Source organism: Streptomyces sp. NBC_00252, from assembly GCF_036187565.1.
Classification (GTDB): Bacteria; Actinomycetota; Actinomycetes; order Streptomycetales; family Streptomycetaceae; genus Streptomyces.
This window is the reverse complement of the sequence record NZ_CP108087.1, coordinates 675,871-700,999: the sequence shown is the minus strand read 5'-3', so window position 1 is coordinate 700,999 and position 25,129 is coordinate 675,871. Positions and strand designations below refer to the sequence as shown.

The 25,129-nt window shown below is 70.0% G+C and carries 27 protein-coding genes; 19 read left to right on the top strand and 8 right to left on the bottom strand.

All coding sequences use genetic code 11. The features are described from left to right. Positions 1-45: 45 nt before the first annotated feature. Positions 46-450, bottom strand: coding sequence for a MerR family transcriptional regulator (locus tag OHT77_RS03055; protein ID WP_328826371.1), 405 nt, complete (start codon positions 448-450; stop codon positions 46-48). Positions 451-810: 360 nt separating this feature from the next. On the opposite strand from OHT77_RS03055, the gene OHT77_RS03050 reads away from it, so the two are divergent. Further along, a complete protein-coding gene (locus tag OHT77_RS03050) occupies positions 811-2,325 on the top strand; it encodes a SulP family inorganic anion transporter (RefSeq protein WP_328826370.1) in 1,515 nt (504 codons plus the stop codon). Between the two features lie 196 nt (positions 2,326-2,521). Here the strand turns inward: OHT77_RS03050 and OHT77_RS03045 are convergent, their stop codons facing one another. Beyond that, positions 2,522-2,998 (bottom strand): nuclear transport factor 2 family protein, encoded by a 477-nt coding sequence (locus OHT77_RS03045; protein WP_328826369.1) that lies wholly within the window; start codon positions 2,996-2,998, stop codon positions 2,522-2,524. A gap of 151 nt (positions 2,999-3,149) precedes the next feature. Here OHT77_RS03045 and OHT77_RS03040 point away from each other — a divergent pair, with 151 nt between their 5' ends. Together OHT77_RS03040 and OHT77_RS03035 are read left to right on the top strand one after the other, a co-directional pair. Further along, complete coding sequence (locus OHT77_RS03040) at positions 3,150-3,629, top strand: RrF2 family transcriptional regulator (RefSeq protein WP_328826368.1); 480 nt, start codon at positions 3,150-3,152, stop codon at positions 3,627-3,629. Positions 3,630-3,712: 83 nt separating this feature from the next. After that, complete coding sequence (locus OHT77_RS03035) at positions 3,713-4,189, top strand: hydrolase (protein WP_328826367.1); 477 nt, start codon at positions 3,713-3,715, stop codon at positions 4,187-4,189. Positions 4,190-4,320: 131 nt separating this feature from the next. Here OHT77_RS03035 and OHT77_RS03030 read toward each other — a convergent pair whose 3' ends face one another. Further along, complete coding sequence (locus tag OHT77_RS03030; RefSeq protein ID WP_328826366.1) at positions 4,321-4,941, bottom strand: TetR/AcrR family transcriptional regulator; 621 nt, start codon at positions 4,939-4,941, stop codon at positions 4,321-4,323. A 169-nt stretch (positions 4,942-5,110) separates the two neighbouring features. Between OHT77_RS03030 and OHT77_RS03025 the strand changes: the two genes are divergently transcribed. Beyond that, positions 5,111-6,217: an FAD-dependent monooxygenase gene (locus OHT77_RS03025; protein ID WP_328826364.1), complete on the top strand. Its 1,107-nt coding sequence runs from the start codon at positions 5,111-5,113 to the stop codon at positions 6,215-6,217. Positions 6,218-6,239: 22 nt separating this feature from the next. On the opposite strand, the gene OHT77_RS03020 is transcribed toward OHT77_RS03025, so the two are convergent. Continuing rightward, positions 6,240-6,884: a TetR/AcrR family transcriptional regulator gene (locus OHT77_RS03020; RefSeq protein WP_328826363.1), complete on the bottom strand. Its 645-nt coding sequence runs from the start codon at positions 6,882-6,884 to the stop codon at positions 6,240-6,242. Positions 6,885-7,027: 143 nt separating this feature from the next. Here OHT77_RS03020 and OHT77_RS03015 point away from each other — a divergent pair, with 143 nt between their 5' ends. Beyond that, positions 7,028-7,807, top strand: coding sequence for an SDR family oxidoreductase (locus OHT77_RS03015; RefSeq protein ID WP_328826361.1), 780 nt, complete (start codon positions 7,028-7,030; stop codon positions 7,805-7,807). A 118-nt stretch (positions 7,808-7,925) separates the two neighbouring features. Here the strand turns inward: OHT77_RS03015 and OHT77_RS03010 are convergent, their stop codons facing one another. Continuing rightward, positions 7,926-8,600: an SUKH-4 family immunity protein gene (locus OHT77_RS03010; protein WP_328826360.1), complete on the bottom strand. Its 675-nt coding sequence runs from the start codon at positions 8,598-8,600 to the stop codon at positions 7,926-7,928. 513 nt (positions 8,601-9,113) lie between these two features. Here OHT77_RS03010 and OHT77_RS03005 point away from each other — a divergent pair. From OHT77_RS03005 to OHT77_RS02970, 8 genes are all read left to right on the top strand, one after another. Further along, complete coding sequence (locus OHT77_RS03005; RefSeq protein WP_328826359.1) at positions 9,114-10,223, top strand: 3-oxoacyl-ACP synthase III family protein; 1,110 nt, start codon at positions 9,114-9,116, stop codon at positions 10,221-10,223. Then, complete coding sequence (locus tag OHT77_RS03000) at positions 10,220-11,086, top strand: SDR family NAD(P)-dependent oxidoreductase (protein WP_328826358.1); 867 nt, start codon at positions 10,220-10,222, stop codon at positions 11,084-11,086. The genes OHT77_RS03005 and OHT77_RS03000 overlap by 4 nt, the downstream gene beginning before the upstream one ends. 56 nt (positions 11,087-11,142) lie before the next feature. Beyond that, a complete protein-coding gene (locus tag OHT77_RS02995) occupies positions 11,143-11,955 on the top strand; it encodes an AfsA-related hotdog domain-containing protein (RefSeq protein ID WP_328826357.1) in 813 nt (270 codons plus the stop codon). Continuing rightward, the gene (locus tag OHT77_RS02990) at positions 11,952-13,817 is read left to right on the top strand and encodes an acyl-CoA dehydrogenase (RefSeq protein WP_328826356.1); all 1,866 of its coding nucleotides are present in this window, start codon (positions 11,952-11,954) and stop codon (positions 13,815-13,817) included. The genes OHT77_RS02995 and OHT77_RS02990 overlap by 4 nt, the downstream gene beginning before the upstream one ends. Then, a complete protein-coding gene (locus tag OHT77_RS02985; protein WP_328826355.1) occupies positions 13,814-14,884 on the top strand; it encodes a beta-ketoacyl-ACP synthase III in 1,071 nt (356 codons plus the stop codon). Before OHT77_RS02990 ends, OHT77_RS02985 begins: the two co-directional genes overlap by 4 nt. Beyond that, positions 14,857-15,102: an acyl carrier protein gene (locus OHT77_RS02980; protein ID WP_328826354.1), complete on the top strand. Its 246-nt coding sequence runs from the start codon at positions 14,857-14,859 to the stop codon at positions 15,100-15,102. The genes OHT77_RS02985 and OHT77_RS02980 overlap by 28 nt, the downstream gene beginning before the upstream one ends. A 29-nt stretch (positions 15,103-15,131) precedes the next feature. Next, positions 15,132-16,334, top strand: coding sequence for a beta-ketoacyl-[acyl-carrier-protein] synthase family protein (locus OHT77_RS02975; RefSeq protein ID WP_328826353.1), 1,203 nt, complete (start codon positions 15,132-15,134; stop codon positions 16,332-16,334). Between the two features lie 284 nt (positions 16,335-16,618). After that, positions 16,619-17,884, top strand: a complete 1,266-nt coding sequence (locus OHT77_RS02970; protein ID WP_328826352.1) for a hypothetical protein — start codon at positions 16,619-16,621, stop codon at positions 17,882-17,884. Positions 17,885-18,042: 158 nt separating this feature from the next. Here the strand turns inward: OHT77_RS02970 and OHT77_RS02965 are convergent, their stop codons facing one another. Further along, positions 18,043-19,017 carry a ScbA/BarX family gamma-butyrolactone biosynthesis protein gene (locus tag OHT77_RS02965; RefSeq protein WP_328826351.1) on the bottom strand — a complete coding sequence of 325 codons (975 nt, stop codon included), beginning with the start codon at positions 19,015-19,017 and terminating at the stop codon, positions 18,043-18,045. A 109-nt stretch (positions 19,018-19,126) separates the two neighbouring features. Between OHT77_RS02965 and OHT77_RS02960 the strand changes: the two genes are divergently transcribed. Then, complete coding sequence (locus tag OHT77_RS02960) at positions 19,127-19,783, top strand: ScbR family autoregulator-binding transcription factor (RefSeq protein WP_328834131.1); 657 nt, start codon at positions 19,127-19,129, stop codon at positions 19,781-19,783. Between the two features lie 37 nt (positions 19,784-19,820). On the opposite strand, the gene OHT77_RS02955 is transcribed toward OHT77_RS02960, so the two are convergent. Next, on the bottom strand, positions 19,821-20,435 hold the full coding sequence (locus OHT77_RS02955) for a TetR/AcrR family transcriptional regulator (RefSeq protein ID WP_328826350.1): 615 nt from the start codon (positions 20,433-20,435) through the stop codon (positions 19,821-19,823). Between the two features lie 127 nt (positions 20,436-20,562). Between OHT77_RS02955 and OHT77_RS02950 the strand changes: the two genes are divergently transcribed. Continuing rightward, positions 20,563-20,955, top strand: coding sequence for an ester cyclase (locus tag OHT77_RS02950; RefSeq protein ID WP_328826349.1), 393 nt, complete (start codon positions 20,563-20,565; stop codon positions 20,953-20,955). Between the two features lie 23 nt (positions 20,956-20,978). Further along, a complete protein-coding gene (locus OHT77_RS02945) occupies positions 20,979-21,665 on the top strand; it encodes an SDR family NAD(P)-dependent oxidoreductase (RefSeq protein ID WP_328826348.1) in 687 nt (228 codons plus the stop codon). Between the two features lie 28 nt (positions 21,666-21,693). On the opposite strand, the gene OHT77_RS02940 is transcribed toward OHT77_RS02945, so the two are convergent. Continuing rightward, the gene (locus tag OHT77_RS02940; RefSeq protein WP_328826347.1) at positions 21,694-22,356 is read right to left on the bottom strand and encodes a TMEM175 family protein; all 663 of its coding nucleotides are present in this window, start codon (positions 22,354-22,356) and stop codon (positions 21,694-21,696) included. Between the two features lie 256 nt (positions 22,357-22,612). Between OHT77_RS02940 and OHT77_RS02935 the strand changes: the two genes are divergently transcribed. From OHT77_RS02935 to OHT77_RS02925, 3 genes are all read left to right on the top strand, one after another. Beyond that, a complete protein-coding gene (locus OHT77_RS02935) occupies positions 22,613-23,080 on the top strand; it encodes a cupin domain-containing protein (protein WP_328826346.1) in 468 nt (155 codons plus the stop codon). Positions 23,081-23,139: 59 nt separating this feature from the next. Further along, complete coding sequence (locus OHT77_RS02930) at positions 23,140-24,090, top strand: alpha/beta hydrolase (RefSeq protein ID WP_328826345.1); 951 nt, start codon at positions 23,140-23,142, stop codon at positions 24,088-24,090. A 76-nt stretch (positions 24,091-24,166) separates the two neighbouring features. Further along, the gene (locus OHT77_RS02925) at positions 24,167-25,042 is read left to right on the top strand and encodes a helix-turn-helix transcriptional regulator (RefSeq protein ID WP_328826344.1); all 876 of its coding nucleotides are present in this window, start codon (positions 24,167-24,169) and stop codon (positions 25,040-25,042) included. The last annotated feature ends 87 nt before the right edge of the window (positions 25,043-25,129 follow it).

Here is a 25,129-nt window from a genome sequence, read left to right as displayed (position 1 = left end):
GGCTGACGAGGGGCGAGGGGCGAGGGGCGAGGGGCGAGGGGCGAGTTACGGTGCCGGGGTCCGCGTGAGGCGCTCGGCCAGCGTGACCGCGAACTCCTCCGCACGTGCCAGCTGGGTGCGCAGGTCCGCCACCCGCTCCTGAGTGGCGCGCTCGAAACCGCGGATCCGCTCCAGCAACTCCTCGCGCTCGGCGACCGACAGCGTCTCGCCGGAGTCCAGCCGATCCGTGGCCTCCAGCAGGGCGCGCATCTCGTCCAGCGTGAAGCCGAGCGGTTTCATCCGGCGGATGACCATGAGACGGGCGACGTCGGACTCGGTGTAGAGGCGGAAACCGCCCTGGGAGCGGGCGGACGGGGTGACGAGGCCGGTCGTCTCGTAGTGGCGGATGGTGCGCAGCGACAGTTCGGTCCGTGTGGCGACCTCGCCGATCTGCATGTGCTCGCTGCTCACGCGGGGCGCCTTCCTCGTCTCTCGCCACGGTCCCGGAGGGCCACAGTCGATCTCTACTCTAACGTTAGGGTAGAGTTCGCCGCCGTTGCCGGGGTCGGCATGGACCGTACCCCTTCCCAGAAGCATCTCGGGGCCGATGACGCCCCCGGTGAAGACCGCTGCCCACGGGAGCGAGCCTGCGCATGCCGGTGATGGCAGGCGCGGCCGGCAGCTCGCCGTAGTCCTTCGCCCCAGGCAGCACCTGTTCCTACCCGGAATGCCGCCCACCGACTTCGTGAACCGCCGCCCGGCCGTCCACACCTCCCCAGCGCGCCCATGGTGACCCCGGGTGTGCCCGACCACGACAGGGTTCCTCTCCTCTTGTCCTCCTCCGCACCGTCCCCACTGTCTCCGGCCACCTGGACGCGGGGTCCCCGGCGCCCGTCCTGGCTGTCGCCGAAGGTGCTGCGCACCGAGGTCCTGGCCGGCCTGGTGGTCGCCCTCGCGCTGATCCCGGAGGCCATCTCGTTCTCGATCATCGCCGGGGTCGACCCGGCGATCGGCCTGTTCGCGTCGTTCACGATGGCCGTGACCATCGCGTTCGTCGGCGGCCGGCCCGCGATGATCTCCGCGGCCACCGGCGCCGTGGCCCTGGTCATCGGACCGCTCAACCGCGAGCACGGATTCGGCTATCTCGTCGCGGCCGTGATCCTCGCCGGCGGTTTCCAGATCGTCCTCGGCGTACTCGGGGTCGCCAAGCTCATGCGGTTCGTGCCGCGTTCGGTGATGGTCGGGTTCGTCAACTCCCTCGCCATCCTCATCTTCATGGCGCAGGTGCCGGAGATGCACGACGTGCCCTGGGCCGTCTACCCGCTCCTCGCCGCGGGCCTCGCCCTGATGGTGCTCTTCCCGAAGGTCACCAAGGCGGTCCCGGCGCCGCTAGTCTCCATCGTCGTCCTCACGGCGATCACCCTCGCCGCCGGGATCGCCGTACCGACCGTGGGCGACAAGGGCGATCTGCCGTCCTCGCTCCCGGTGCCGGGGCTGCCGGACGTGCCGTTCACCCTGGAGACGCTGAAGATCGTCGCGCCGTACGCGTTCGCCATGGCGCTGGTCGGCCTGATGGAGTCGCTGATGACAGCCAAGCTCGTCGACGACATCACCGACACCCACTCCAACAAGACCCGCGAGTCCGTCGGCCAGGGCATCGCCAACATCGTCACCGGCTTCTTCGGCGGCATGGGCGGCTGCGCGATGATCGGCCAGACCATGATCAACGTACGGGTCTCCGGAGCGCGCACCCGGCTGTCGACGTTCCTGGCCGGCGCGTTCCTGATGGTGCTGTGCGTCGTCTTCGGCCCGGTCGTCTCCGACATTCCGATGGCCGCCCTGGTCGCCGTCATGGTGATGGTCTGCTTCGCGACCTTCGACTGGCACTCCATCGCGCCGAAAACCCTCAAGCGGATGCCGGCCGGGGAGATCACGGTCATGGTGATCACCGTCGTGTGCGTCGTCGCCACCTCGAACCTCGCCATCGGTGTCGTCGTCGGCAGCATCACGGCGATGGTCATCTTCGGCAAGCGCGTCGCCCACCTGGCCGACGTCACCTCCGTCACCGACCCCGACGGCACGCAGGTCGTCTACTCGGTCACGGGCGAACTGTTCTTCGCGGCCTCCAACGACCTCGTCGGCCGCTTCAACTACGCCACCGACCCCGACAAGGTCGTCATCGACCTCTCCGCCGCGCACATCTGGGACGCCTCCTCGGTGGCAGCGCTCGACGCCATCGAGACGAAGTACGCCCAGCGCGGCAAGACCGTCGAGATCATCAGCCTGAACGAGCCCAGCGCCCGCCTCCACAAGACCCTCAGCGGCGAACTGACCGGCGGGCATTGATCGTTGGGAGCCCGTCCGGGGTTCCGGGTTCCTGGGGATTCGGCGGCGGGACGCGAAAGGGCGCCACCGCCTAGGGGCGGGATGCCGATCCGGAGGGCGGCCTCTGCGAGATTCCGGAGGGGGAGTCGGGGATCAGCCGCGGCGGTAAGGATCGAACTGATCAAGTGGCTTAGCAGAAGCCGTATCTGAGGTCGTGTCAGAAGACGTAAGGGATGTCGTGAATGACGTCCTGGTGGCGGATGCGCCAGGCGCCGTCGGTGCGGCGGAAGGTGAAGCGGTAGTACCCGGACTCGATGGGCTTGATGGTGCCCTGGGCGCCGAACGTACCGTCGGGCCAGCCGCCTTCGGGCTTCTTGGTGCCGACGACGTCGAAGGTGATGAACTGAGTGTCGATGCTGGCCTCGTCACCGTCGACGGAGACCAGGTGGTCGTAGGTGGTGTGGTGGCTCCAGCCCAGGGGCGGGTGGGGCGCCATGGCCGTGGACATCGCCGCCGCGATCTGCGCTCCGCCGGAGAGGGTGCCCAGCAACTCCGGTCCGTCGGGCCCGCGGTGGTAGTGGATCTCGACGACCGCGTCGGCCTCGTAGAGCTTCGCGAGCGTCTCGCCGTCGCGCTGGTCCGCGGCCCGGGTGTAGCGGGAGACGATCTGCCTGATCTCGTTCTCGCTGCTCATGACGTTCTCCGGTTCTGTCTGCGATGTCCGTGCAATATGCATGCGTGAAAAGTACATATCGGCGAGAGGAAGTGCAACTGTAAGAGTTGCTAATATGGATGTGGCAGGTGTTACCCGGACCGTGCGACCAAGGAGAGGCAGGGGTACGAGCATGCTGGACGTGAGGTTCTCGAGCGCGCTGAAGGCCATGCTCCTGCTGGGGCATGCCGAGGAGTCGGGCAGTCCCATCCTCAGTTCGACCCAGCTCGCCAGGAGTCTGGACACGAACCCGAGCCTGGTGCGCAAGCTGATGGTGCCGTTGGTGCAGGACGCTCTCGTCGTGTCCATCAAGGGCCGCAGCGGGGGAGTCCGCCTCGGCCGGCCCGCGGACCAGATCACGCTGGGCGAGATCTACCGCTCGGCCATCGGCGACAAGCCGCTGTTCGCGCCCCGAGCCGAGGGGCCCCGGGAGTGCCTGGTCACCAACCACTCCGCCGAGTACTTCGCCTGCCTCACCGACGAGACGGAGGCGGCCGTCCTCCATGCGTTGGCGGGGCGCACCCTTGCCGACAGCCTTGACGAGCTGCGCGCGATCGACCGGGCCGGTGCTGCTTCGGGTTCGGAACGGTCGATGACTGTGCCGGGTCACTAGCGGGGCTGGTTGCTGTTGGGGCGTTGGGGCTGGGGTGCCCTGTCAGGGTTCGGGTCGGGTCCAGGTCCGGGGAGAATAGGTTCGTGCTGCGCCAACTGCCGCCCGCGCTCTGGACAGTTCCGTATGTGGGCTCCCGGTTTCCGGGGTCGTCGGCGGTGGCTGACCGGCCCGGTCTTGAGGCCGGGGCGAACTGCCAACTCTTTGCCTACGAGGTGCTTCGGCACTTCGGTCTGACTCCGCCTGATCTGCGGTCGAGCGACCTGTGGGCCGATACGGAGTCCACGACCCGTGTAGCGATGGCTCGGCCGCTGGACCTGCTGTTGTTCAATGCGGACGACGAGGCCTACGGCGCCCACGTCGGAGTCTGGGTGGAGGGCGGACGCGTTCTGCATCTGTGTGCGGAGGTTGGACATCCGGTGGTCTGGGAGATGGGGGAGTTCGCGGCTCGCCGACGCTACCGGGTCCTGGTCGGCATCAAGCGGGTGGTGGGCTCGCCACAGCCACAGCCACAGCCGCATCGGTATCCGCGTCCGCCTGGCGAAGCGCCTCCCGGCCTGTAAGCGGAGGTGGCGGCTATGCCAACTCCCCGAGCCTGTAAGCCTGTTGCCGGGCTACGAAGACGGCGTTGAGGGGCGGGTAGTCCCGCACCCCGAATGAAATCTGGGGGCCGCGTGCCCCCCGGCGCCGGACTCTATCCGGCCGTGCTCCGCAGCCCGGCCAGAACCACATCCGTGATCCTCTCTGCCTCGGTGCGGGTGAAGGGGCGCAGGTTGCGGCTGACGTAGAGGTGGACCGGGCCGGTCAGCAGTTCGGCGAGGAAGTAGCCGTCGACCGGGGGCAGTTCGCCGCGTGCCACCGCGCGGTCCACGACCTGCTGGAGGCTGGCGAGGCGCTGCTCGAAGATGCGGTTGACGGGTCGGGCGACCTCGGGGTTCTCGCCGGCGGACTGGATGGCGCGCTGCATGGCGCGGCCGGTCGTGGTGGACAACAGGTCGGCCAGCGCCACCAGATAGTCGACCAGATCGTGGCGCAGGTCGCCGGTGTCCTCCAGCTCGACCGTGCCCGAGTACTGGAGCAGCGCCTCGGTCACGAGCTCCTCGCGGTCGGGCCAGTTGCGGTAGACGCTCGTCCGGTGCACGCCCGCCAGCTCGGCGACTTCCTCGTAACGCAGGGCGGCGATGCCGTCCCGCGCGACGAGTTCCAGGGTGGCTTCCAGAATCCGGGCACGCGTACGGGCCGTGCGGCCGCCTGGCCGCCGCGCGGTCGCCGACTGGGGTGCTCCGTCTGCGTCCTGCTCTGGGGTCGTCGTCACACCCTCACTTTAATGCAACAGATTGACGTGTTAGTGTTAACGCGACAGATTGACGCTTTTAGTTGCGCGGCAAGCAGACTCCCGGCCTCCGGGATCACCACGACCGCGCTGCCCGACGGTCCGCAGGAGCTTCCTGCGGTACCTCCGCAATCGCCCGAAGAGGACTCCCGTGAACATCCTTATCTCCGGCGGCGGCGTCGCCGGCCTGGCCACGGCACTGGAACTCGGCACGCGCGGCCACCAGGTGACACTCGTCGAACGCGCCGCGCGCCTGCGCGTCACCGGCGCTCCGATCGACGTCCGCGGTGACGCCATCGGGTTCGCCGACGCGATGGGGGTGCTGCCCAAGCTCCGTGAGCAGCGCATCCGGATGGCGGAGCAGGGCGTGTTCGTCGGTGCCGACGGTTCCGTGGCCGCGCGTCTGCCGGTCGGGGAGATGAGCGACTCAGGGGACGACATCGAGATCGCGCGCGAGGACCTCGTGCACACGCTCGCCGCGGCACTGCCCGCGTCGGCGGACATCGTCTTCGGCGACTCCGTCGGCGCGCTCACCGAGGACGGCGACGGCGTCGACGTCCACTTCGTCTCCGGCCGCGCCGAGCGCTTCGATCTCGTCCTGGGCGCCGACGGCCTGCACTCGGTCACCCGCAGGCTGACGTTCGGCCCCGAGCGCGACTACCTGCGTCACTTGGGCCTCTATGTCGCCCTCGCCGACCTGCCCGCCGAAGCCCGGGCCGACCGGACCAATCCTCTCTACAACTACCCCGGCCACCTCGCGAGCATCGCCCGCTACAGGGACAAGGCGTTCGCGGTGTTCCTCTTCCGCTCCGAGCTCCTCGACTACGACTACCGCGACCTCGACGCGCAGAAGAAGCTCCTCACGGACGCCTTCGCGGGACACACCGAGTGGAAAATCCCGCAACTGCTCGACGCGGTCCGCGCCGACCCCGACTTCTACTTCGACTCGGTCAGCCAGATCCACATGCCCGCCTGGCACCGAGGCCGCATCGCCCTCGTCGGCGACGCCGCTCACTGCGCGGCCCTCCTCTCCGGCCGCGGCACCTCGCTCGCCCTCAGCGGCGCACACTTCCTCGCCGAGGAACTCGACGCCGCGGGCGGCGACCACACGGTGGCCTTCGAACGGTACGAGCAACGCCAGCGGCCCTACGTGGAGTTCGCCCAGGCCAGCGTGACGGACGGCGGGGAACTCATCGTGCCGTCGACTCAGGAAGCGATCGATGCGCGCAATGCGCGGCTTCAGGCTGTCGCGACGTGATGGAGGCACCGGGCCCCGAGACTCAGTCCTTGGTGGACGCCCCTGGTCCAGTCGTGGCGTACCGGGCGGCGGTGGTGCGGACGGCCTCGTCGACTACCTGAGTGACGCGTTCGGCGCTCACCTCCCAGCCCGGCACCAGGAGGGTCGGCCAGAAGACGTAGTTGGAGATCATGCCCAGGAACTGGGTGGCCGCGAGGTCCGCGTCCTCGACCCGCACCGTTCCCGCCTCGTGCTCGGCCAGGAGGTAGCTGCGTACGGACTCGAAGTAGGGCAACTTCCCGTGCGAGAACTGGGCTTGGGCCAGCTCAGGGAACCGTGGCAGCTCGGCGATGACGATCCTGAACAGGTCGGTCATCTGGGCGCGGCCCAGCAACTCGGCGTAACGGCGACCGATGACGCCGAGTCCGTCGACGACGTTGCCCGTCGGTGGAGGTTCCTCCTCGTCGGCGGTCGACCAGGACTCGGTCACGATGGCGTCGAACAGGGCGGCTTTGCTCGGGAACTGCTTGAACAAGGTGGCCCGTGAGACGCCCGAGCACTCCGCGATGCGCGCCAGCGACGTCCGGTCGTAGCCCAGCTCGAGGAACAGTGCGGTCGCGGCCGCCACGATCAGCGCGCGCTTTTCCTGGGCGACGCGCTGGTGATACGTCGTCTCGACCTTGTTCATGGGTCGAGCATACGAGGTGAGTGGCTTGACTCACCACTGGCGTCGACCTAGTGTCACGGCAATGGTGAGTCGACCGGCTCACCACTGGCCGCCGTTCATCACTGGTGATCCCGGTCATTCATCCACGCCCGAAGGACCATCTGATGCCTCGCTTCGACAACCAGACCGTGCTCGTGACCGGCGGGACCGGCGGCCAGGGCTCCAGCCACGTGCGCGCCTTTCACGCGGAGGGAGCGAACGTGGTGATCGGCGGCATCGACGCGGAACGCGGCGCCGCTCTCGCCGACGAGCTCGGGACCCGCGCTTGCTTCGCCCGTCTCGACGTCACCGACGAGAGCTCGTGGTCCGCCGCTGTGCTGGCCGCCGAGAGCGCCTTCGGCGCCCTGAACGTGCTCGTCAACAACGCGGGTGTGCAGAATCCGCCCGCGACCATCGAAGACACGGAGCAGGCCACGTGGTCGCGCATCCTCGACGTCAACCTCACAGGGACCTTCCTCGGCATCAAGGCCGCAGCCCCCGCTCTGCGCCGCGCGGCAGGGGGAGCCATGGTCAACATCGCCTCGACCATGGCCCTGGGCGGCACGGCTCACTACGCGCCGTACGTGGCCAGCAAGTGGGCCCTGCGAGGCCTCACTCAAACGGCAGCGCTCGAACTCGGCCGCGACCACATCCGGGTCAACACCATCCACCCCGGCGTGATCTCGACCTCCTTCATCCACGAACCGGCAGCCGGCGCGGTCGCGCCGATCGCCGACTTCTACTCACCCGAGCCGTTCGCCATCCCCCGGCTCGGGGAGCCGACCGATGTCAGCCGCCTCCTCCTGTTCCTCACGTCAGCCGACGCGTCGTTCATCACGGGTTCGGAGTACGTCATCGACGGCGGACTCCTCCTCGGCCCAGCCCTTCAGGCCGCGACCGTATGAGCTTCAAACGCGACCGGGCACCACATCACCAGAAGCCTGTGAAGAGCCTCTTTGCCCGGATTTCAGGGTCAGCTGGAGGCGGTGTCAGAGCCTCAAGACTCAACTGAGCCGCTGTGAATCAGCAGCCGGGGTCGGTGACCACCTCACCCCAGAGTGTGCGGGCTGCGTCGTCGGCCCGGATCGCAGGATCAATGCGCTCGATTCCCGTCAGGACGATCCGCTCGCATGCCTCGCGGCGAGAGAAGTACGCGTTGATTTCTCCTTGGGAGCAGGGGCCGGAGGGCTCAGTGAGCTCCAAGAGAACGGGAATGGCGGCTCGCCAGCGCCAGCTGATCTGGACGAGTTGGGTGATCGACGAATTGATGAAGTCGACGGCCGGGTGATAGAGGTCCCGGTAGACCTCCCGCAGCGCGGGATGCACGTCAGCTGCGGTAAAAGGTGCGGGCCTGATGGCCAGGACCCGACCGTCATTCTCCACCGCGCCGATCTTCGGCGTCAGATCGTGGCCACCCCATCGGCCCAGTTCGTACAGCCTGTCATTTGCGGTGGCCAACTCCCGTTCGCGTGGGCCGACCACGTTGGGGATCAGGGTCGGCTCGGCGTCGGTTTGGAACATGGGCGTGAGGAACTGGTCGTCGGGCAGCCCCCGTTCGGCCAGTTCACGGCAATCGGCCTCTGGCAGCCGCCACGAGTCCACCATCTCCCTGGTCGGTCGGGATCGATGTTCCGATGTGATCAGGGTGTCGAGAGGTGCCTCCATGACGGTTTCCAGACGCTGCTCGATCGATGGCATCGCGTCGGATCCCTCCCCACGTGAGAACCCGGCCCTCGCAAGCAGTGCCTGGGATGCTCGCTTGTCTGTTCACACAACCTAGCTCCCGGGACTGACACCGCCGTTGGCGCAGCAGCCTGCAGTCTGGTGAACGCCTCCACCCATCCCCATTCGAGCCCGCCCGAAATGCGGATGAATACAAAGCCGGCAGGCGGGATCGGCATAGCTACAGAGGGCCTTCCCGAAGCCAACGCAACCCGAATTCAACACGTTCAACACATCCGCCCGCCTCCCTCTCGACCAGCCACCCGTGGTGAATCGGCGTAGGTCAGCGTGAATTGGAGTGTGCGGAATCACGAGGGGTGTCAACCGAATTCGGTGAGTGCTTCTACGGCCTCGGTTCGCGCCCTGTAGGGCATCCGGTGAGGCGGGCAGTCTGGCGGAAGCCGACCGTGTTTGCGGAAAACGCGGAAATCGCGGACAACGCGAAGAGCGGCGAACTCCCAAGCATCGCCCGCCTTTTGGAGGTACACGGTGTCCCCAGCGCCGAGCATCGGCGTCCTCGCCACCGGCTCATGCTTACCCGAGCGCATCCTGACGAACGACGAGGTCGCCGAAGCGGCCGGTGTGGATCCCGACTGGATCGTGCAGCGCACCGGTGTGCTGCGCCGGCACATCGCGGCACCGGAACAGGCCGCCTCCGATCTCGCCGCCGAAGCCGTGCGGAAGGCGCTCACCGCGGCGGGCCTGCCCGCCTCCGCGCTCGGTCTGCTCGTCCTCGCCACCTCCACCCCCGACGAACTCGGCCCCTCGACCGCGTGCCGGGTCCAGGCACTGGTGGGTGCCGACAACGCGGTCGCCTTCGACGTGGCGGCGGCCTGTTCCGGCTGGCTGTTCGCCGCCCGGGTCGCCCGCGACTGGCTCCGCTCCGGCACCGGCGAACGGTACGCAGCCGTGGTCGGCGTCGAGGTCTACTCCCGTTTCGTCGACCCGGCCGACCGCGCCACGGCCGTGCTGTTCGCCGACGGCGCGGCGGCGACGATCCTCGGGCCCGTGCCACCCGGCACCGGCTTCGCCCCGATCCGGCTCGGCTCGGACGGTACCGGCGCGGGCGACGTCCTCATCCCGGCCGGCGGCAGCCGACTGCCCGCCTCTCCGCAGACTCTCGCCGAGGGCCGGCACAAGGTGCACATGGACGGGCGGGTCGTGCGGGACTTCATTCTGCGGATCTTCCCGAAAGTCCTCGGTGACGCCCTGAACCGCAACGGGCTGCGGCTCGCGGACGTCGATCTGCTGGTCTCCCACCAACCCAACCCCTTGCTGCTGCGCCGCGCCGCGGCCGACGCGGGGCTGCCTGAGGACCGGGTCGTGATCGTCGGTCACGAGGTCGGCAACATCGGCGCGGCCTCCCTCCCGTACGCCCTGGCAGGCGCCGACAGCGACGGACGACTGCGCACCGGCAGCCGGGTGCTCGTCACTGCGTTCGGCGCCGGACTGACCTGGGGAAGCACGATCCTGACCTGGACCAGAGCCCGGCCACGCGCCACCCTCCCTGCACCCCGCACCGAGAGCGCCTGCACCGGGACTCCTCGCACGGAGGCCCCCCACCCCGACACCCCCCACCCCGAAGGAGCCCCCCTATGACCGAGTCCCCCTCGCCCACCCCCGACCCCCTCGCCACCCTCTTCCGTCTCGACGGCGCTCGCGTCCTGGTGACCGGCGCCTCCCGCGGCATCGGCCGGGCCATCGCGGTTGCTTGCGCCGAGGCCGGGGCGGATGTCGCCCTCGCCGCCCGGCGCGCCGAATCGCTGTACGACGTGGAGCAGGAGGTGCGCAAGCTCGGCCGGCAGACCGTGCTTGTGTGTGGTGACCTCGCGGACGCCGGGACGGCCGCACGGCTCGTGGACGAGGCGGCCGCAGGGCTGGGCGGCCTCGACATCCTCGTGCACAACGCGAGCGTGTTCCCGGCCGACGACAACGGCACCTCCTACCTTGTGCCCTTTGAACAGAGCGGCTCCGCCGAGTGGGACCCGCTGCTTGCCGTCAACATCGGCGCCACCGTCGACCTGTGCCGCGCCGCCCACCCCCATCTCGCCGCCTCCCCGAAAGCGGCCGTCGTCCTGGTGTCGTCCGTCGCCGGGCTCATCGCCACCCCGGCGATGGAGGCGTACGCCGTCACGAAGGCCGCCCAACTCTCCCTGATGCGTTCGCTGTCCGTCGGCTGGGCCCGGCAGGGCATCCGGGTCAACGCGCTGTGCCCCGGCTGGGTCCGCACCGACATGACCGAGCCGATGCAGCAGCACGCGCCGCTGTCGGACTGGCTCATGAGCCATGTACCGCAAGGCCGTTGGCTGACCCCCGCCGAAGTCGCCGCCGCCGCGCTCTTCCTGGCCGCCCCCGCGTCCTCGGCCGTCACCGGACACGCCCTGGTCTGCGACGGCGGCGTGTCGGTCCCGGACGGCGGTCTCGCAGGCATCCCCAAGCCCGCCTCGCCCTTCGCCGCCTGACGCCGTACCCGCCCGGCCCCGCCCTAGGTCACCAACCGCCCCAGCAGGAGCGACAGATGACGGATCAGCAGACGCACTCGCCGTCGGAGACGAACGACGACGCGTCCCTCCGACAGGACGACGAGTCTTTTCCGCGACCGCCCCACCAGTGGGTCGTGGGGGAGTCCTTCCAACACGCCAGCGTCCAGCCGGACTTCACCACCGCCGCCCAACTCCGCGACCGCCTGCGCCGACAGCCCCCCGACCAGGACAACCCCCTGCGCATCCGCCCGGGCCTCGGCGTCGACGACACCGAGTGGAGCGACCTCGCCTCCGAACTCCTCAAGGCCTACGGCACGGCAGTGCTCCCCGAAGGCCGCCCGCCCACCGCCGTCCCCCGCCACAGCGTCCTCAAGCACAGCCGCGACAACGTCCTCATCGGCGACGCACATGTCGAAGGGGACGCGTTCCAGGCACAGTTGGCCGTCGTCAACGACACCGAGATGCTCCGGGACCACACCGCGGACCAGCAGCACGTCCCCGGCATGCTCCTCATCGAGGCGTCGATCCAACTCGTCACCTGGGCCGTGTCGGAGATCTGGCTGCCGCCCGCCGGGCATCCGCCCTACTACGCCGTGATGCACGCCAGCGCCTTCGAGTTCAGCCGGTTCGTGTTCCCGCTGCCCACCCGCCTGACCGGTACGTTCACCCGCACCGGCCCGGTCGAGGACGACAAGATCCCGCTCAGCGCCGAGGTGCTGGTGCACCAGGCCGGCCAGGACTGCAGCCGGGTCCGCATCGACCTGCACGCCTTCCGCCCGGCCCTCGTCTTCGCCATCGAGGACGGCCAGGCCCGGCGCACCCTGCTGCGCGCCACCCCCGCCGCATGACCACCGACCGGACGGCCACCGGGGCCGCACCATCGCTCAGGCAACTCCTCCACGGGGAAGGCCAGTTCGCCGTCGACGGCCTGGACGGCCTGCTCGACACCCCACCCTTCAAACGGACCGCACCGCCCTGCGGCCCCGAACGCCACGCCCGGACCTACGACCGGCTGCGCGCCCTGGGGGAGTGGGTCGGCGGTGCGAACGTCCTGCACCGGGACCCCGCCCGGCTCCTCGCCGCACTGGAATGGTCCGCCACCGTCGACCCACCCCTCTTCCTCGCCGGCACCGTGCAGTACGCGGTATGCGTCGCCGCCATGACCGAACTCGGCAGGCCAGGCCCCTACTTGGCCCCGTTGCTCGACGAGGTCGACCGGCACGAGACCTTCGGCTCCATCATGATCACCGAGGTCGGCCGGGGGAACAGCCACCTCGCCACCCGCACCGAGGCCCGATTCGACCCCGCCACACGGGAGTTCACCCTACGGACCCCCGACCCCGCCGCCGCCAAGTTCATGTCGCACGTCGCCGGCACCGGCCGCGCCCACATGGCCATCGTCTACGCCCGCCTCCTCCACGGAGACCAGGAGTGTGGAGTGTTCCCCTTCGCGGTCCGCATCCGCGACGGCGACCGGATCACCGACGGCATCCGCATCACGGAACTCCCCGAGACCACCTCGGTCCCGCTCAACTACGCCCTCGTCACCTTCGACAACACCCGCGTCCCGTACGACGGTTGGCTCCGCGACGACGCCTCCATCGCACCCGACGGCCAGTTCACCGACCCCCTCGGCGACCCGGACCGACGCCTGGTGCGCTCCCTCTCGGTCTCCTCCAACGCCTCCACCGGAGCCGCCGCCGCCCTCACCGCGGCAGCCCGCGCCGCCGTCACCATCGGCATCCGCCACAGCCAACACCGCCTGACCATGGGCCGGTTGCGCACCGACCTCCCCGTGCTGAACTACCGCACCCAGCAAGAAGCCCTCTACGGCGTCCTCGCTGAGGTGTACGCGTGCAGCCTCCTCGTCGCACGGGTCAAGGCGGAGTACGTACGCCGGCGAAGTGCCCGCGCCGACCTGTCCGAGGCCCACCGGCCGGTGTGGGCACCCTGGGCCTCGGTCAGCCGCGAGCAGGCTCTGACCAAGGCGGCCGCGACCCGTATCCTCCAGCACGCGGCCGGAGTCTGCCGCGAACGGGCGGGCGCCCAGGGCCTGTTGACCGTCAACCGGCTCCTCGAGTACGAGGGCCTGGCGCAGGTGTACCAGGCCGCCGCGGGAGACAACCTCCTCATCCGGCTCGACGCGGGAAAGCAGCTCGTCGAGGACCTCACGCACACCGTGTCCGCCCCGACCACCGTGGGCGACCTTGTATCACCCAGCGGAGCACTGGCGTTGGCGCTCCTCCGCGAGCGCGGCCTCCTCACCGAACTGCGGGGCCGCGTCGACACCGTCTCGGTCGCGGAGAGGAACTCCTTCGAGACCTGGAACCCCCTCCTCCCCGACCTCGTCACCCTCGCCGACGCACACCAACAGCGCCTGCTGCTGGAGGCGTTCGCGACAGCGGTGGCCGACGCCGAATCCCCGGACACCGGCGAGGGGGCACATCTCCCGGGCCTGCACGCCCTCCACACCCTGTACGCCCTGAAGTCACTGGAACAGACGCTGACTTGGCACCTGGAGTGCGGCTCGCTCACCGCCTCGGACGCGGTCCGCGTGCACCTCGAACGCGACCGCGCCCTGGATTCCGTACACCCGCATCTCGCCGTCCTCCTGGACGGATTCGCGCTGCCGGACGCGCGGTTGGGGGCTCCGATGGCCGAACACGACGTCGTGGCGGCCCTGTTCGCGAGCGGTGAGCCGGCGCCGTGAACTCCGTAGCGGTGATCACCGGACTGGGGGCCTCCCTGCCGCCGGACCGGATCACCAACGAACACCTCGTGCGGGAGGGCCTGGAGACCTCGGACGCGTGGATCCGCAGCCGTACCGGGATCGAGAGCCGTCACCGCGTACGCCCGGGCATCGCGACCGGAGATCTCGCGGTGGCCGCCGGGCGCGGGGCACTGGAGTCGGCCGGCGCGCACGACGCCGGGCTGCTGATCCTGGCGACCACCACCCCCGACCGACGCTGCCCGGCCACCGCACCCGAGGTGGCCGCCCGGCTCGGCATGACCGGCACCCCGGCGTTCGACCTCGCGGCCGTCTGCTCGGGCTTCGTCTACGGAGCAGCCATCGCCTCGGCCGTGCTCATGGCGGGCGCGTACGACAGCGTGCTGCTCGTCGCCGCCGAGACCTACTCCACGATCGTCGACCCGCACGACCGGGGGACCGCCGTCATCTTCGGCGACGGCGCGGGCGCCGCGTACCTCACCCGAGGACACCGAGGGGATCCCGGAGCCCTCGTCCACTTCGACCTCGGCAGCGACGGCACGGGCAGCGACCTCATCACCATCCCGGCCGGCGGCTCCAGTTCGCCGTACACAGAGGCATCACCACGGCAGGACCGCTACTTCCGGATGCGCGGCCGGGAGGTGTACGCGCGGGCCGTACGGCAGATGGCCGCCTCCTCACGCGCGGTTCTCGCCCGGGCCGGGTGGTCCACCGACTCCGTCGCCGCCTTCGTCGCGCACCAGGCCAACCAGCGCATCCTCGACTCCGTGGCCCACCGGCTCGGCATCCCGCTGGACCGCTGCCACGGCAACCTCCGCGACGTAGGCAACACCGCGGCGGCCTCCCTGCCCCTCGCCCTCGCCGACACCGCCGCCCGCGACGCCGTACGACCAGGCGCCCGCACCCTCCTCACCGCCTTCGGCGGCGGCCTGACCTGGGGCTCGATCGCCATGACCTGGCCACAGGCGAAACCCGTACGGCACCCACCCCACCCCCGCCCCGCGCACAAGGAGACCGACACATGTCTGCCGTCTACGACCGTCTCGTGACCACCCTGACCCGCAAGTTCGACGTACCCGCCGACCTCGTCCGGCCGGATGCGACCTACGACGAGCTCGGCCTCGACTCCCTCGCCGTGATGGAGCTGTTCCTGACACTGCAGGAGGAATGGGCGGTACCGCTCGACGACTCCGAGGCCGTGGGCACCCTCACCGTGCGGGAGACCGCCGACCTCGTCGAGAAGCTGAAGGCGGAGGCGGAGGCGTGATACCCGCGGGGCGTGCGCCGGAAGTGGTCGTGACGGGGATCGGCCTGGTCACCCCGGCGGGCATCGGGCGCGAACACACCTGGGAGCGCGTCTGTTCCGGTCGCTCCACGGCCACGGACGACCCGGAGCTGGAGGGACTGTCCGTCGGCTTCTCCTGCCGGGTCCCCGGCTTCGACCCGGCCGCGCTGGTGCCGGGAGTGCAGCACTGGCGCGTCGACCGCTACACGTTCCTCGCCCTCGCGGCGGCCTGGGAAGCGGTCGCGGACGCCGGTCTGGCGCCGGAGAGTTGGGACGGCGACCGGGTCGCCGTGGTCATCGGCTCGGCAGCGGGCGGAGTCGCCACCCTCGCGGAACAGCAGGACCGGCTGCGGGAACGGGGGCCGGGCCTGGTCTCCCCACTCACGCTGCCCATGTTCCTGCCCAACATGGCAGCCGGCGACATAGCCGCCGACCTGCGCGCACGCGGCCCGAACCTCCACACGGGCACGGCCTGCGCCTCCGGCGCCACCGCGATCGGCATCGCCGTGGACCTCCTCCGCGCGGACGCCTGCGACCTCGCGCTGGCCGGCGGCGCCGACGCCATGGTGACCCGGCTCTGCGCCGCCGCCTTCGCCCGTATGGGAGCCCTCTCCCGGCGCGCCGAGGACCCGGCGGCGGCCTCCCGCCCCTTCGACACCGACCGCGACGGCTTCGTCCTCGCCGAGGGCGCGGGCGTCCTCGTCCTCGAACGCGCCCCCGACGCCGTCGCCCGCCGGGTCCGCCGCTACGCCACGCTCGCGGGCCACGGCGCGTCCGCAGACGCCCACCACCAGACGGCACCCCACCCGCAGGGCGCCGGCGCCGAACTCGCCCTGCGCCGGGCCCTGTTGGACGCGGACGCCTCACCCGCAGACGTCGACCATGTGAACGCCCACGGGACCAGCACCCCGATGAACGACCGGGTCGAAGGCGCGGTGATCGAACGGCTGCTGACCGGCCGCCCCTCCGTCACCGCCACCAAGGGCGTCACCGGACACACCATGGGCGCCGCCGGAGCGATCGAGGCCGCCCTCACCGCCCTCACCGTCTTCCACGCGACCACCCCACCCACGGCCAACCTCCAACGTCCGCTCAGTGAAGCTGAATTGGACCTGGTGAGCGGTACGGCCAGAACCGGCAAAGTGGCCCTGGCCCTCAGCAACTCGTTCGGCTTCGGCGGCCACAACGAGGTGCTGGCCTTCCGGCCGGCCTGAGCGGGTGGGTACGGCGGCGCTGCGCATGTCGAACGGATCAATCACCGTGGTCACGGCCCCTCAAGGAATGGGAAATGGTGGCGGCTATAGGCCGGGAATTCCAAAAAGGATAATGATCGATATCTTTATTGCAGGCTGAGGCGCGTCGTGCAGCCGCCGATCGGCCTATCCCGCTGTCCGGCCCATGCGTCCGTGCGTCCGTGCGCCCGGCGATGCGCCCCACCGGGAGTGAATCCCATGCGGGAGCGTGAACCGACGGCCTGACTCGGTCGAGGGAGTGGCGAATGGCGCGGACACGTGTTCCCAATGCCCGGCTGCGCGCGCTGTTGGAGGAGACGGAATGGACCCAGGGCGGCCTCGCCCGAGCCGTGAACACGGTGGCCGCCGAGACCGGACTGACACTTCGCAACGACCGCACCACCGTGGCCCATTGGCTGGCCGGCAGTGAGCCCATGCCGCGTGTGCGGCCACTCGTCTGCGAGGCGCTGAGTCGACGGTGCGGCCGTGTCATCACGGCGGAGGAAGCGGGATTCGCGGGGGCCGCGGAGCAAGTCCCGTTTGTTGGTGGGAAGTCGGCGTCCGGGGGCGCGAACGGCCTGGTCGGACTCCTGCACGGGTTATCCGGCTCGGTTCCCTATCGGCCCGCTCGGACCCGGCCTGCGGACCGGGTCACCGCCACCCGCGTGACCGAGGTGCAGAACAAGCGGAACCCGGCGGCGCTGTTCTTCACCCGGATCCTCCAGGCACAGGGCGGCGGCTTCGCGCGCGGCACCCTCCGTACCTATCTCGCCGAGGCGCTGGCCGGACAACTGCGGGGCGCACGAGGGGAGATGCGGCGGGAGCGCTACGCCGAGGCATCCCAACTCGCCCTGGTACTGGGCCGTATGTACGCGGACGACCTGCGCAACGGCGAGGCCCAGCACTGCTACCTGACGGCACGGGAGCTGGCGACCACCGCCGGGAACCGCGAGTTGACCGTGATAGCGCTGCGGACCCTGAGCGCGCAGGCGTACGGCCTGGGACATCTCCGGATCGCCGACGAGACGGCGCGTGCCGCTGTCGAGGCCGCGCGGAACACACCGCGCGCCGTACGGGCCTTCGCCCAGGCCCAGTTGGCGGTGACGGCCGCGAGTCGCGGTGAACGCGGGGAGTCGTTGCGTGCGCTCGCCATGGCCGAGGAGGGCGTGGGCGGGAGTGCGGCGGGGCGGCATCCGTTCGAGTCGTATGCGCGCGCGGACTTCGAATTCCAGCGGGGTGAGGCCCTGATGGCGCTGCGCCGGGCCGAGGAGGCGGTGCCCGCGTTCGAGTACGCGCTCGCTGCCCGTACCCCGGAGGATCGCCGGGGCGCGGCACTCACCCGGCTGCGGCTGGCGGACGTACTCCTGCCGCTGGGGCGTGTGGACGAAACGCGGGCGCTGGAAAGGGAGTTGGCGGAGCAAAGCGATGGGCTGCGTTCGGCGGCGGTCGTGCGGCGGAGGGAGGCCTTGCGGCGGTCGCTGCTGCGGTTCGGCGGGGGGCGGAATGCGGCCGGGGGGCGGGACGCCTCGTAGCGGATGCCGTATTCGCCGTATGCCGTTTTCAGTACGTCGAAATGTGGAATCGCGTCGGCGATTGTTCGGTATCCGGTGCTCTTTGTGGTGGACGCCCGCCCGTCCATCGAGCGGACGGGCGTCCGTCGCGGGGCAACAGGCCCGTCCGTGCGGGTGAATTACGCGTTCGTCGCGAACGACAGGGTGCCGGTGGCGGTCGGTTCGCCGTCCTGGGAGATCTGGAAGGTCCAGCCGTCGTCGGCCGGCGCGCACTCGACGTGGACGGGGGAGTTCCATTCGGTGAAGCGAAGGGCGTGCATGTGGCAGCCGTTCAGCCGGCCGGAGGAGGCCCCGGCCAGGCAGGCCGCCTGCCGGGCCGCCTCCAGGAGGACCATGCCGGGAACGTGGTCGCTGGGGTGGTCGAAGAAGCGGGGGTGGCGCAGATCGGCGGGTGCCACCAACAGGGCGCTGGAGGGGTCGCGGACCAGCATCACGTCGCCGGGGGACGGGACCGACACCTCGGCGGGCGAGGGCCGGTCGTGCACGGTGCCCGGGACGGGAGCGGCGGCCGCGTTCGGGCCGCGGAACAGCTCGTACTCCTTGTCGGACAGGACACGGACGCGTCCGACGGCCGAGCCGAAATCCCGTCCGGCTGCGGAGAATTGAAGCCGCACGCTCAGCGCGACCGGATAGGGGACGTCGTCCACGTGGCGTACGTCGAACACCTCTGCCCGGCACAACACGTCGGTGGCGCCGTAACCGACCACCGGTTCCGCGCCGTTGTCGATCCGGAAGCCGACGTTTCTGATCACGGGCCTGCTCGTGCCCGGGGCGCCGAGGAACTTCTGGCAGAGGTACAGGCCGACTTGGCGGATGGTCTCGGCGGCGAGCATGGGGTCGTGGTGCTCGGTGGGAAGGGTGCCGGAATCGGATGTGGGGGACGCGGCGTACTGGCGCGGCCACTGCGCGGCGAGGAGGAAATGGCCGTCGGACAGTTTTCGGGCGTCGGTGAGCAGGACTTCGGCGACCGCGTTCCGGTGCACGAGGGTCCGCGACACGCAGCTGTCCCAGCTCAGGGTGAGGGGTTCCAGGTCCGGGTTCAGGTCTGATTGCGGGGCGGCTTCGGGCGGTGCAGGAAGGCGTGATGCAGTCATAAAATAATAGAAGCTATGGTTCTTCGGCATGCGTGCGGGAAACGGTTGCCTGTCGGCTAGATTCACCGGAAAAGACGATCCGGAACGCACGACAGGGGCGACCGAGAAAATGCAGGAACGTGCGGAAGCCACTCGGCGGGCTGTTCTGGCGACGGCCGCCGTGCTGTTCGAACAGCATGGGTACGTCGGTACGAGCATCAGCGATGTGGCGCGTACGAGCGGGTACACCAGCGGGGCGATCTATTTCCATTTCGGCAGCAAGGAAGGGCTGGCCCGGGGTGTTCTGGAAGCCCATTTCGCCGAATGGCCGCGCTATGTGGAGCATTGGGAATCCGGGGACGCTCCCGTACTCGACCGGCTGGTGGGGCTGAGCCTCGCCGTGGCCCGGGAATTCCGCGACAACGTGATCGTCCGCGCGGGCAACAGGCTCTGGAGCGAACGCAAGACCATCCCCGTGTCCCTGCCCCGGCCCTTCGTGGGGTGGATCGACGCGACCGCGCGCATGCTGACCGCCGCTGCGGCAGCGGGCGAACTCGCCCCCGGCACGGACCCCGAGCGCGCCGCACGCGTCCTCGTCTCCAGCTTCTTCGGCACCCACACCGTCTCCGACGCGCTGAACGACCGCCGCAACGTCGAGGAAGCGGTCACCGACCTGTGGCTGATGCTGCTCCCCGGACTGCAGGCGGCGCCGACCGATCCGGTGAGGTGTCTGGACGCGGCGAGAGCGCTGTTGGAGGCCACCCGGGGGCGGATCGCGCCTGTGTGAGGGCGACGGTGGCCGAAGGTCACGCAGTGGGCGTGCCTCAGACGACGGGCCAGTTGCGCAGGGCGGCGGCGGCCAGTTCCTGGAGTTCGTCCCGGCCGACACCGCTCGCGGCCTGCACGGCGAGGCCGTAGCCGAAGGTCGTGACGTAGCGGGCCAGCAGCCCCGGGTCGGTCTCCGGCGGCAAGTCGCCCTCGTCCAAGGAGCGTTGGAACCGTTCGCGGACGCAGGAGTAGCCGTCGTTGCGCCAGGCGACGAGGAGGTCGCGGACTTCCTGGCCGGCGTCGCTGGTGGACAGCGCGCCCTGGACGCCCAGGCAGCCGTGGGGCTGGGCGGGTCGGGTGGTGGTGCGGACCGTGCCGGCGAGGATCGCCGTGGCGACGCCGAGGGCGGTGGGTTCCTCCAGGGCGCGGGCCATGTACGCGCTCGGACCTTCGGTGTAGCGCTCCAGGACCTTGCGGAACAGGTCCTCCTTGTTGCCGAAGGCCGCGTACATGCTCGTCGTGGAGATGCCCATCGCGTTCGTCAGTCTCGCGGTGCCGGCCCCCTCGTAGCCGTGTTCCCAGAACACCAGCATGGCGCGCTCGAGCGCCTCGTCGGCGTCGAATCCTCGCGGTCGGCCGATGGGGCTGCTGTTCTTCTTCCTCGTCTCCACCCCCGCAGCCTACCTCTTCCGCATCGATCGCTACAGAAGTGCTAACGTTCGACTTCCGCAGCGATCGTTGCGGAAGTCGACGGGGCTGCTCATGTCCGGCGGGGCCGCCCCGCAGAAGGGACCTCTCATGTCCGACCGCGACCTGCGCGCGTTCTACCTGCGCTACCTCGAGTCGCTCAACGCCCACAAGTTCGACGGCATGGACGAGTTCATCGACGACCGGACCACCCTGAACGGTGAGCCGGCCACGCGGGACGACCTCATCGCGGTCCAGAAGCACGACGTCGAAGCGGTTCCCGACCTCCACTGGGAACTGAAGGAACTCCTCTTCGACGGCGACCGGTTGGCCGCCCGGCTGGTCAACACCGGTACTCCGGCGAAGGAGTGGCTCGGCGTCGCTCCCACCGGTGCCTCGTTCGAGATCGTCGAGTACGCCATCTATCAGGTCCGCGACGGGCGGTTCGTGCACATGACCGCGCTGCACGACGCCGGTGAACTCTCCCGGCAACTGACCGCCTGACCAACCGACTTGGAGGACACATCATGACCATCACGCTGATCACCGGAGCCAACAAGGGCATCGGCTTCGAGACCGCCAGGCAGCTCCTGGCGCTGGGCCATGTCGTCTACATAGGCGCCCGTGACGCCGAACGGGGCGAGAAGGCCGCGGCGGCACTCGGGGCACGGTTCGTGCAACTCGACGTGACCGACGACGCGTCGGTGAGCCAGGCACTGGCGACGATCGACTCGGCCGAGGGGCGACTCGACGTCCTGGTGAACAACGCGGGCATCCTCGGGGACGGCGTCCTCGACGGCCCCACCGCCCTCCGGGCCTTCGACACCAACGCGGTCGGAGTCGTACGGGTCACCGAGGCGGCGCTGCCCCTGCTGCGCAAGTCGGCCAACCCGACGGTGGTCACCGTCTCCAGCAGCGCCGGGTCGTTCTGGGCGGTGACCAACCCCGAACGGCCGGAGTTCAACCTGCCGTTGGCGCTCTACTCCGCCTCCAAGGCCGCGGCGACCATGCTGACGGTCCAGTACGCCAAGTCCCAGCCAGGCATCAAGTTCAACGCGGTCGAGCCCGGCACCACCGCGACCGACCTGACCGCCGCGTTCGGCATCGGACGGGCGCCGGAGGAGAGCGCCGAGGTCGTCGTACGCCTGGCGACCCTCGACGCGGACGGGCCGACGGGGACCTTTCAGGACGAGGGCGGGGTGGTGCCCTGGTAAGGCCGGGGGTGTCGAAACTCCGGTCGGCTCAGTCCTCCGAACCCTGCGGTGCCCTACGGCCCTTGCGGGTGTCGATCACCGAGTCGGCGAGCGGCACCACGATCCAGCACACGTACGCCCAGTGGGTGACGAGGGAGACCGGGATCGAGATCAGGAAGCCGAGGGCGACCATGCCTATGCGGCGGATGGAGCGGGAGAAGATCTCGGGCGGGGTGCCGGGGCGGGCGAGGCCTTCGCGGGGGATCTCGCGGACCATCAGGATGAACAGGAGGCAGGCCGCGCACTGGACGGCGGCGTAGAAGACGAAACGGGACTGGAAGGCTCCGTGGCCACCGATCACGTCGGTCGCGAACGGGGTGATCACCAGGGTGAGCAGCCAGTACATGGTGTAGGACGTCAACCGGCTGTTCGTCGCCGTGACATGGCGGAACACGCGGTGGTGCGCGCGCCAGTGCGCGGCGATCACCACGAAGCTGATCATGAACGCCAGGTAGCTCTCGCGGTGCGACGTGGCCGAGTGCCACATCTCGGAGTTGGTCGATCCCTCCGGTACCGGAAGCTCCAGAGCCAGCAGGGTGAGGGCGATGGCGACCACCGCGTCGCCGAAGAACGTGAGCCGCTCGGCGGACACCGCGCGGATCTCCATGTCCTCGTCCGCGGACGGCAGTTCGTGATCATTCGAGACATCCATGGCAGCAGAGAATGCCACAAGGGGCAGGGCGGCCCGGACGCGTGGTGCGCCGGGGGTCCGGGCGGGGGAGTGGTACTGCTGGTCCTACCCGTACCGCTGGCGGCAGACGGGGAGCGAAGAGGATCATCGCAAGGGCAGCGCACGGCCCCACCCGGAGACCGAAGACAGCCAGGTGATCGCGCCGCGTTCGTCGAGACATCGTCCAACTCCCCTACGCGGGCGCCGAGTTCACCGAACGCGCAGAACGGACAGCCACATGACCATGGCCTACCTCGCACAGCCCGAACAGCAGCAGAAACTCGAATGGCTCGACGGCGGCCAGTTCGCCGTCCTCCTGGACGCGGCGGCGACCGGCGGACAGCTCACCGTGGGACGGTTCTCCGTGTCCAGGGGTGAGGCACCGCCGTACCACACGCACACCCGTGAGGACGAGGTCTTCATGCTCATCAAGGGCAGTGCGCTGCTGTGGTGCGACGACGAGGAGATGGAGCTGACGGAGGGCGGCATCGTCTTCCTGCCGCGCAACGTCCCGCACGGTTACCGGATCACCTCCGACACGGCCGACCTGCTGATGATCGCCACACCGGGCGGCATCGAGGGCATGTTCCGGCACGCGGGACGTGACCTCACGACCCCGCGCCCCGAGGGTTTCGAGATCTCGCGGGACCTCATGGCCGAGGCCGCCGACATGTACGGCCAGATCGTCGTCGGACCGCCGCGCTGACCTGGGGCTGCCGTTCGACCCGCACCACCGCATCGACCAGAACCACGAAAGGCACAGCCATGTCCCGGCAACAGCGCCAGGCCCTCGAGGAGATGCTGCGGCACGGTCCGCTCGACCTCGGCGGGGACGTCGCCCAACAGCGCGCTCTCTTCCACGACATGATGACGTCCATCCCGTTGCCGCCCGATGTCTCGACCTCGGAGGGCGAACTGGGCGGCGTGCCGGTCGTCACCGTCGAGACACCGGAGAACGGCCCGGCGACCGTGCTGCTGTATCTGCACGGTGGCGCGTACGCCATCGGCTCGGCGGCCGACGCCGCGGGACTCGCCGCCGAGGTCTCCCGGCGTACCGGCGCACGCGCCGTCTGTGTCGACTACCGGCTGGCGCCCGAGCATCCGTTCCCCGCGGCGGTCGACGACGCCCTCGCCGTGTACCGGGCCCTGCTCGACGACGGGATGTCCAGCTCCGACATCGCCTTCGTCGGTGAGTCCGCGGGTGGCGGTCTCGTCGCCGCGGCGCTGGTCGCCGTCAAGGACGCGGGGCTGCCCCAGCCCGCCTCGGCCGCGGTCTTCTCGCCGTGGGCCGACCTGAGCGTGTCCGGCGACAGCGCCGTCAGCAAGGCAGCGGTCGACGCCTCGCTGACCCCGGAGGGCCTGCGCATCCGTGCCCGCGACTACCTCCGCGACACGGACCCCACCACCCCGCACGCCAGCCCCGTCTTCGCCGACCTGACCGGCGTGGCACCACTGTTCATCCAGGTCGGTTCGTACGAGATCCTCCTGGACGACGCGGTACGGCTGGCCGCGCGCGCCGCCGCGCACGACGTCCACGTCGAGCTGCAGGTCTGGCCCGAAGTCCCGCACGTCTTCCAGGCGTTCGCCGCGATGCTCGACGAGGGGGCCGCCGCGCTCGATGCGGCCGGGGCGTTCATTCGGGCCCGCTGGAACGAGGGCGCCGACACGGTTGCCGACGCGGCCGGTGAGGCGGTCTCGGCCGTCGCGGCGTCGTAGACCGCCGAGTAAAGACTCCACCGAGCGGAGGCCGAACTTTCCTTTGTCGTGCGGTAGTTGAACGACAATGTTGTTCATGGCTACGACGAACCACTTCGGGATCGCTCTGCGGGGGTGGCGTGAACGGGTGTCGCCTCAGGACAGTGGACTGGAGGTGGACGGGGACCGGCGCATCCCCGGGTTGCGCCGGGAGGAGGTCGCCCGGCTCGCCGGTCTGTCCGTCGACTACGTGGTCCGGCTGGAGCAGGGGCGCGCCCGGAACCCCTCGGCCCAGGTGGTCACCGCGCTGGCCAGGGCGCTGCGCCTCGAACCGGCCGAGCGCGACCACCTGTTCCGCTGCGCCCACCTCGCCCCGCCCCCGGCCGGCAACGTGTCCCGGCACGTACCCGCCCGAGTGCACCGTCTGGTCGGCCAGTTGGCGGGGACTCCCACCGCGGTGTTCGCCGCCGACTGGACCCTCGTCGGCTGGAACGGCATGTGGTCGGAGACGATCGGCGATCCCCGCGCGTACGGCTGGGAGGAGCGCAACCTCGTGGCCGGCATGTTCCGGACGGCCGATGGGCGGGGGCGCGGACCGATCGGGGCCTGGCCGGTCCGGTCCTGGGCCGGCGAGGAGGTCGAGGAGGAGGACCTCGTCGCCGACCTGCGGGTGACGGCCGCCGCCCACCCGCAGGACGCGCGCCTCGCCGCCTTCGTCGACCGCATGCTCCACTCCAGCCCACGCTTCGCCCATCTGTGGTCCAACGGCACCGCCCGCCCACACGTCGGCGACCGCAAGACCGTCGAGCACCCCCGGGTCGGGGACCTCGATCTCGACCTCGACGTGGTGATGGCCGCCGGCACCGATCTGAGAATCGTCACGTACACGGCGGCCGTCGGCACGACCGACGCGGAGCGGATGGACGTGTTACGCGCCGCCTGTGCGCCGCTCGGGCCGAGGGTGCCGAGGTAGGCGACCGCGCCGGGGGACTGGGTGAAGTCCCACTCGGGGTGCGGATCTGGGAGTCCAGGCGGCGGACGAGTTCGCCGTGGTGTGGTT

Bases quoted from the DNA above. Each gene is read 5' to 3' on its own strand.
- OHT77_RS03045 (WP_328826369.1), bottom strand. From the start codon at position 2,998: ATGAGCAGCGAGAACGAGATCAGGCAGATCGTCTCCCGCTACACCCGG.
- OHT77_RS03040 (WP_328826368.1), top strand. From the start codon at position 3,150: ATGCTGGACGTGAGGTTCTCGAGCGCGCTGAAGGCCATGCTCCTGCTG.
- OHT77_RS03020 (WP_328826363.1), bottom strand. From the start codon at position 6,884: ATGAACAAGGTCGAGACGACGTATCACCAGCGCGTCGCCCAGGAAAAG.
- OHT77_RS03015 (WP_328826361.1), top strand. From the start codon at position 7,028: ATGCCTCGCTTCGACAACCAGACCGTGCTCGTGACCGGCGGGACCGGC.
- OHT77_RS03010 (WP_328826360.1), bottom strand. From the start codon at position 8,600: ATGCCATCGATCGAGCAGCGTCTGGAAACCGTCATGGAGGCACCTCTC.
- OHT77_RS03000 (WP_328826358.1), top strand. From the start codon at position 10,220: ATGACCGAGTCCCCCTCGCCCACCCCCGACCCCCTCGCCACCCTCTTC.
- OHT77_RS02995 (WP_328826357.1), top strand. From the start codon at position 11,143: ATGACGGATCAGCAGACGCACTCGCCGTCGGAGACGAACGACGACGCG.
- OHT77_RS02990 (WP_328826356.1), top strand. From the start codon at position 11,952: ATGACCACCGACCGGACGGCCACCGGGGCCGCACCATCGCTCAGGCAA.
- OHT77_RS02980 (WP_328826354.1), top strand. From the start codon at position 14,857: ATGTCTGCCGTCTACGACCGTCTCGTGACCACCCTGACCCGCAAGTTC.
- OHT77_RS02970 (WP_328826352.1), top strand. From the start codon at position 16,619: ATGGCGCGGACACGTGTTCCCAATGCCCGGCTGCGCGCGCTGTTGGAG.
- OHT77_RS02965 (WP_328826351.1), bottom strand. From the start codon at position 19,017: ATGACTGCATCACGCCTTCCTGCACCGCCCGAAGCCGCCCCGCAATCA.
- OHT77_RS02960 (WP_328834131.1), top strand. From the start codon at position 19,127: ATGCAGGAACGTGCGGAAGCCACTCGGCGGGCTGTTCTGGCGACGGCC.
- OHT77_RS02950 (WP_328826349.1), top strand. From the start codon at position 20,563: ATGTCCGACCGCGACCTGCGCGCGTTCTACCTGCGCTACCTCGAGTCG.
- OHT77_RS02945 (WP_328826348.1), top strand. From the start codon at position 20,979: ATGACCATCACGCTGATCACCGGAGCCAACAAGGGCATCGGCTTCGAG.
- OHT77_RS02940 (WP_328826347.1), bottom strand. From the start codon at position 22,356: ATGGATGTCTCGAATGATCACGAACTGCCGTCCGCGGACGAGGACATG.
- OHT77_RS02935 (WP_328826346.1), top strand. From the start codon at position 22,613: ATGACCATGGCCTACCTCGCACAGCCCGAACAGCAGCAGAAACTCGAA.
- OHT77_RS02930 (WP_328826345.1), top strand. From the start codon at position 23,140: ATGTCCCGGCAACAGCGCCAGGCCCTCGAGGAGATGCTGCGGCACGGT.
- OHT77_RS02925 (WP_328826344.1), top strand. From the start codon at position 24,167: ATGGCTACGACGAACCACTTCGGGATCGCTCTGCGGGGGTGGCGTGAA.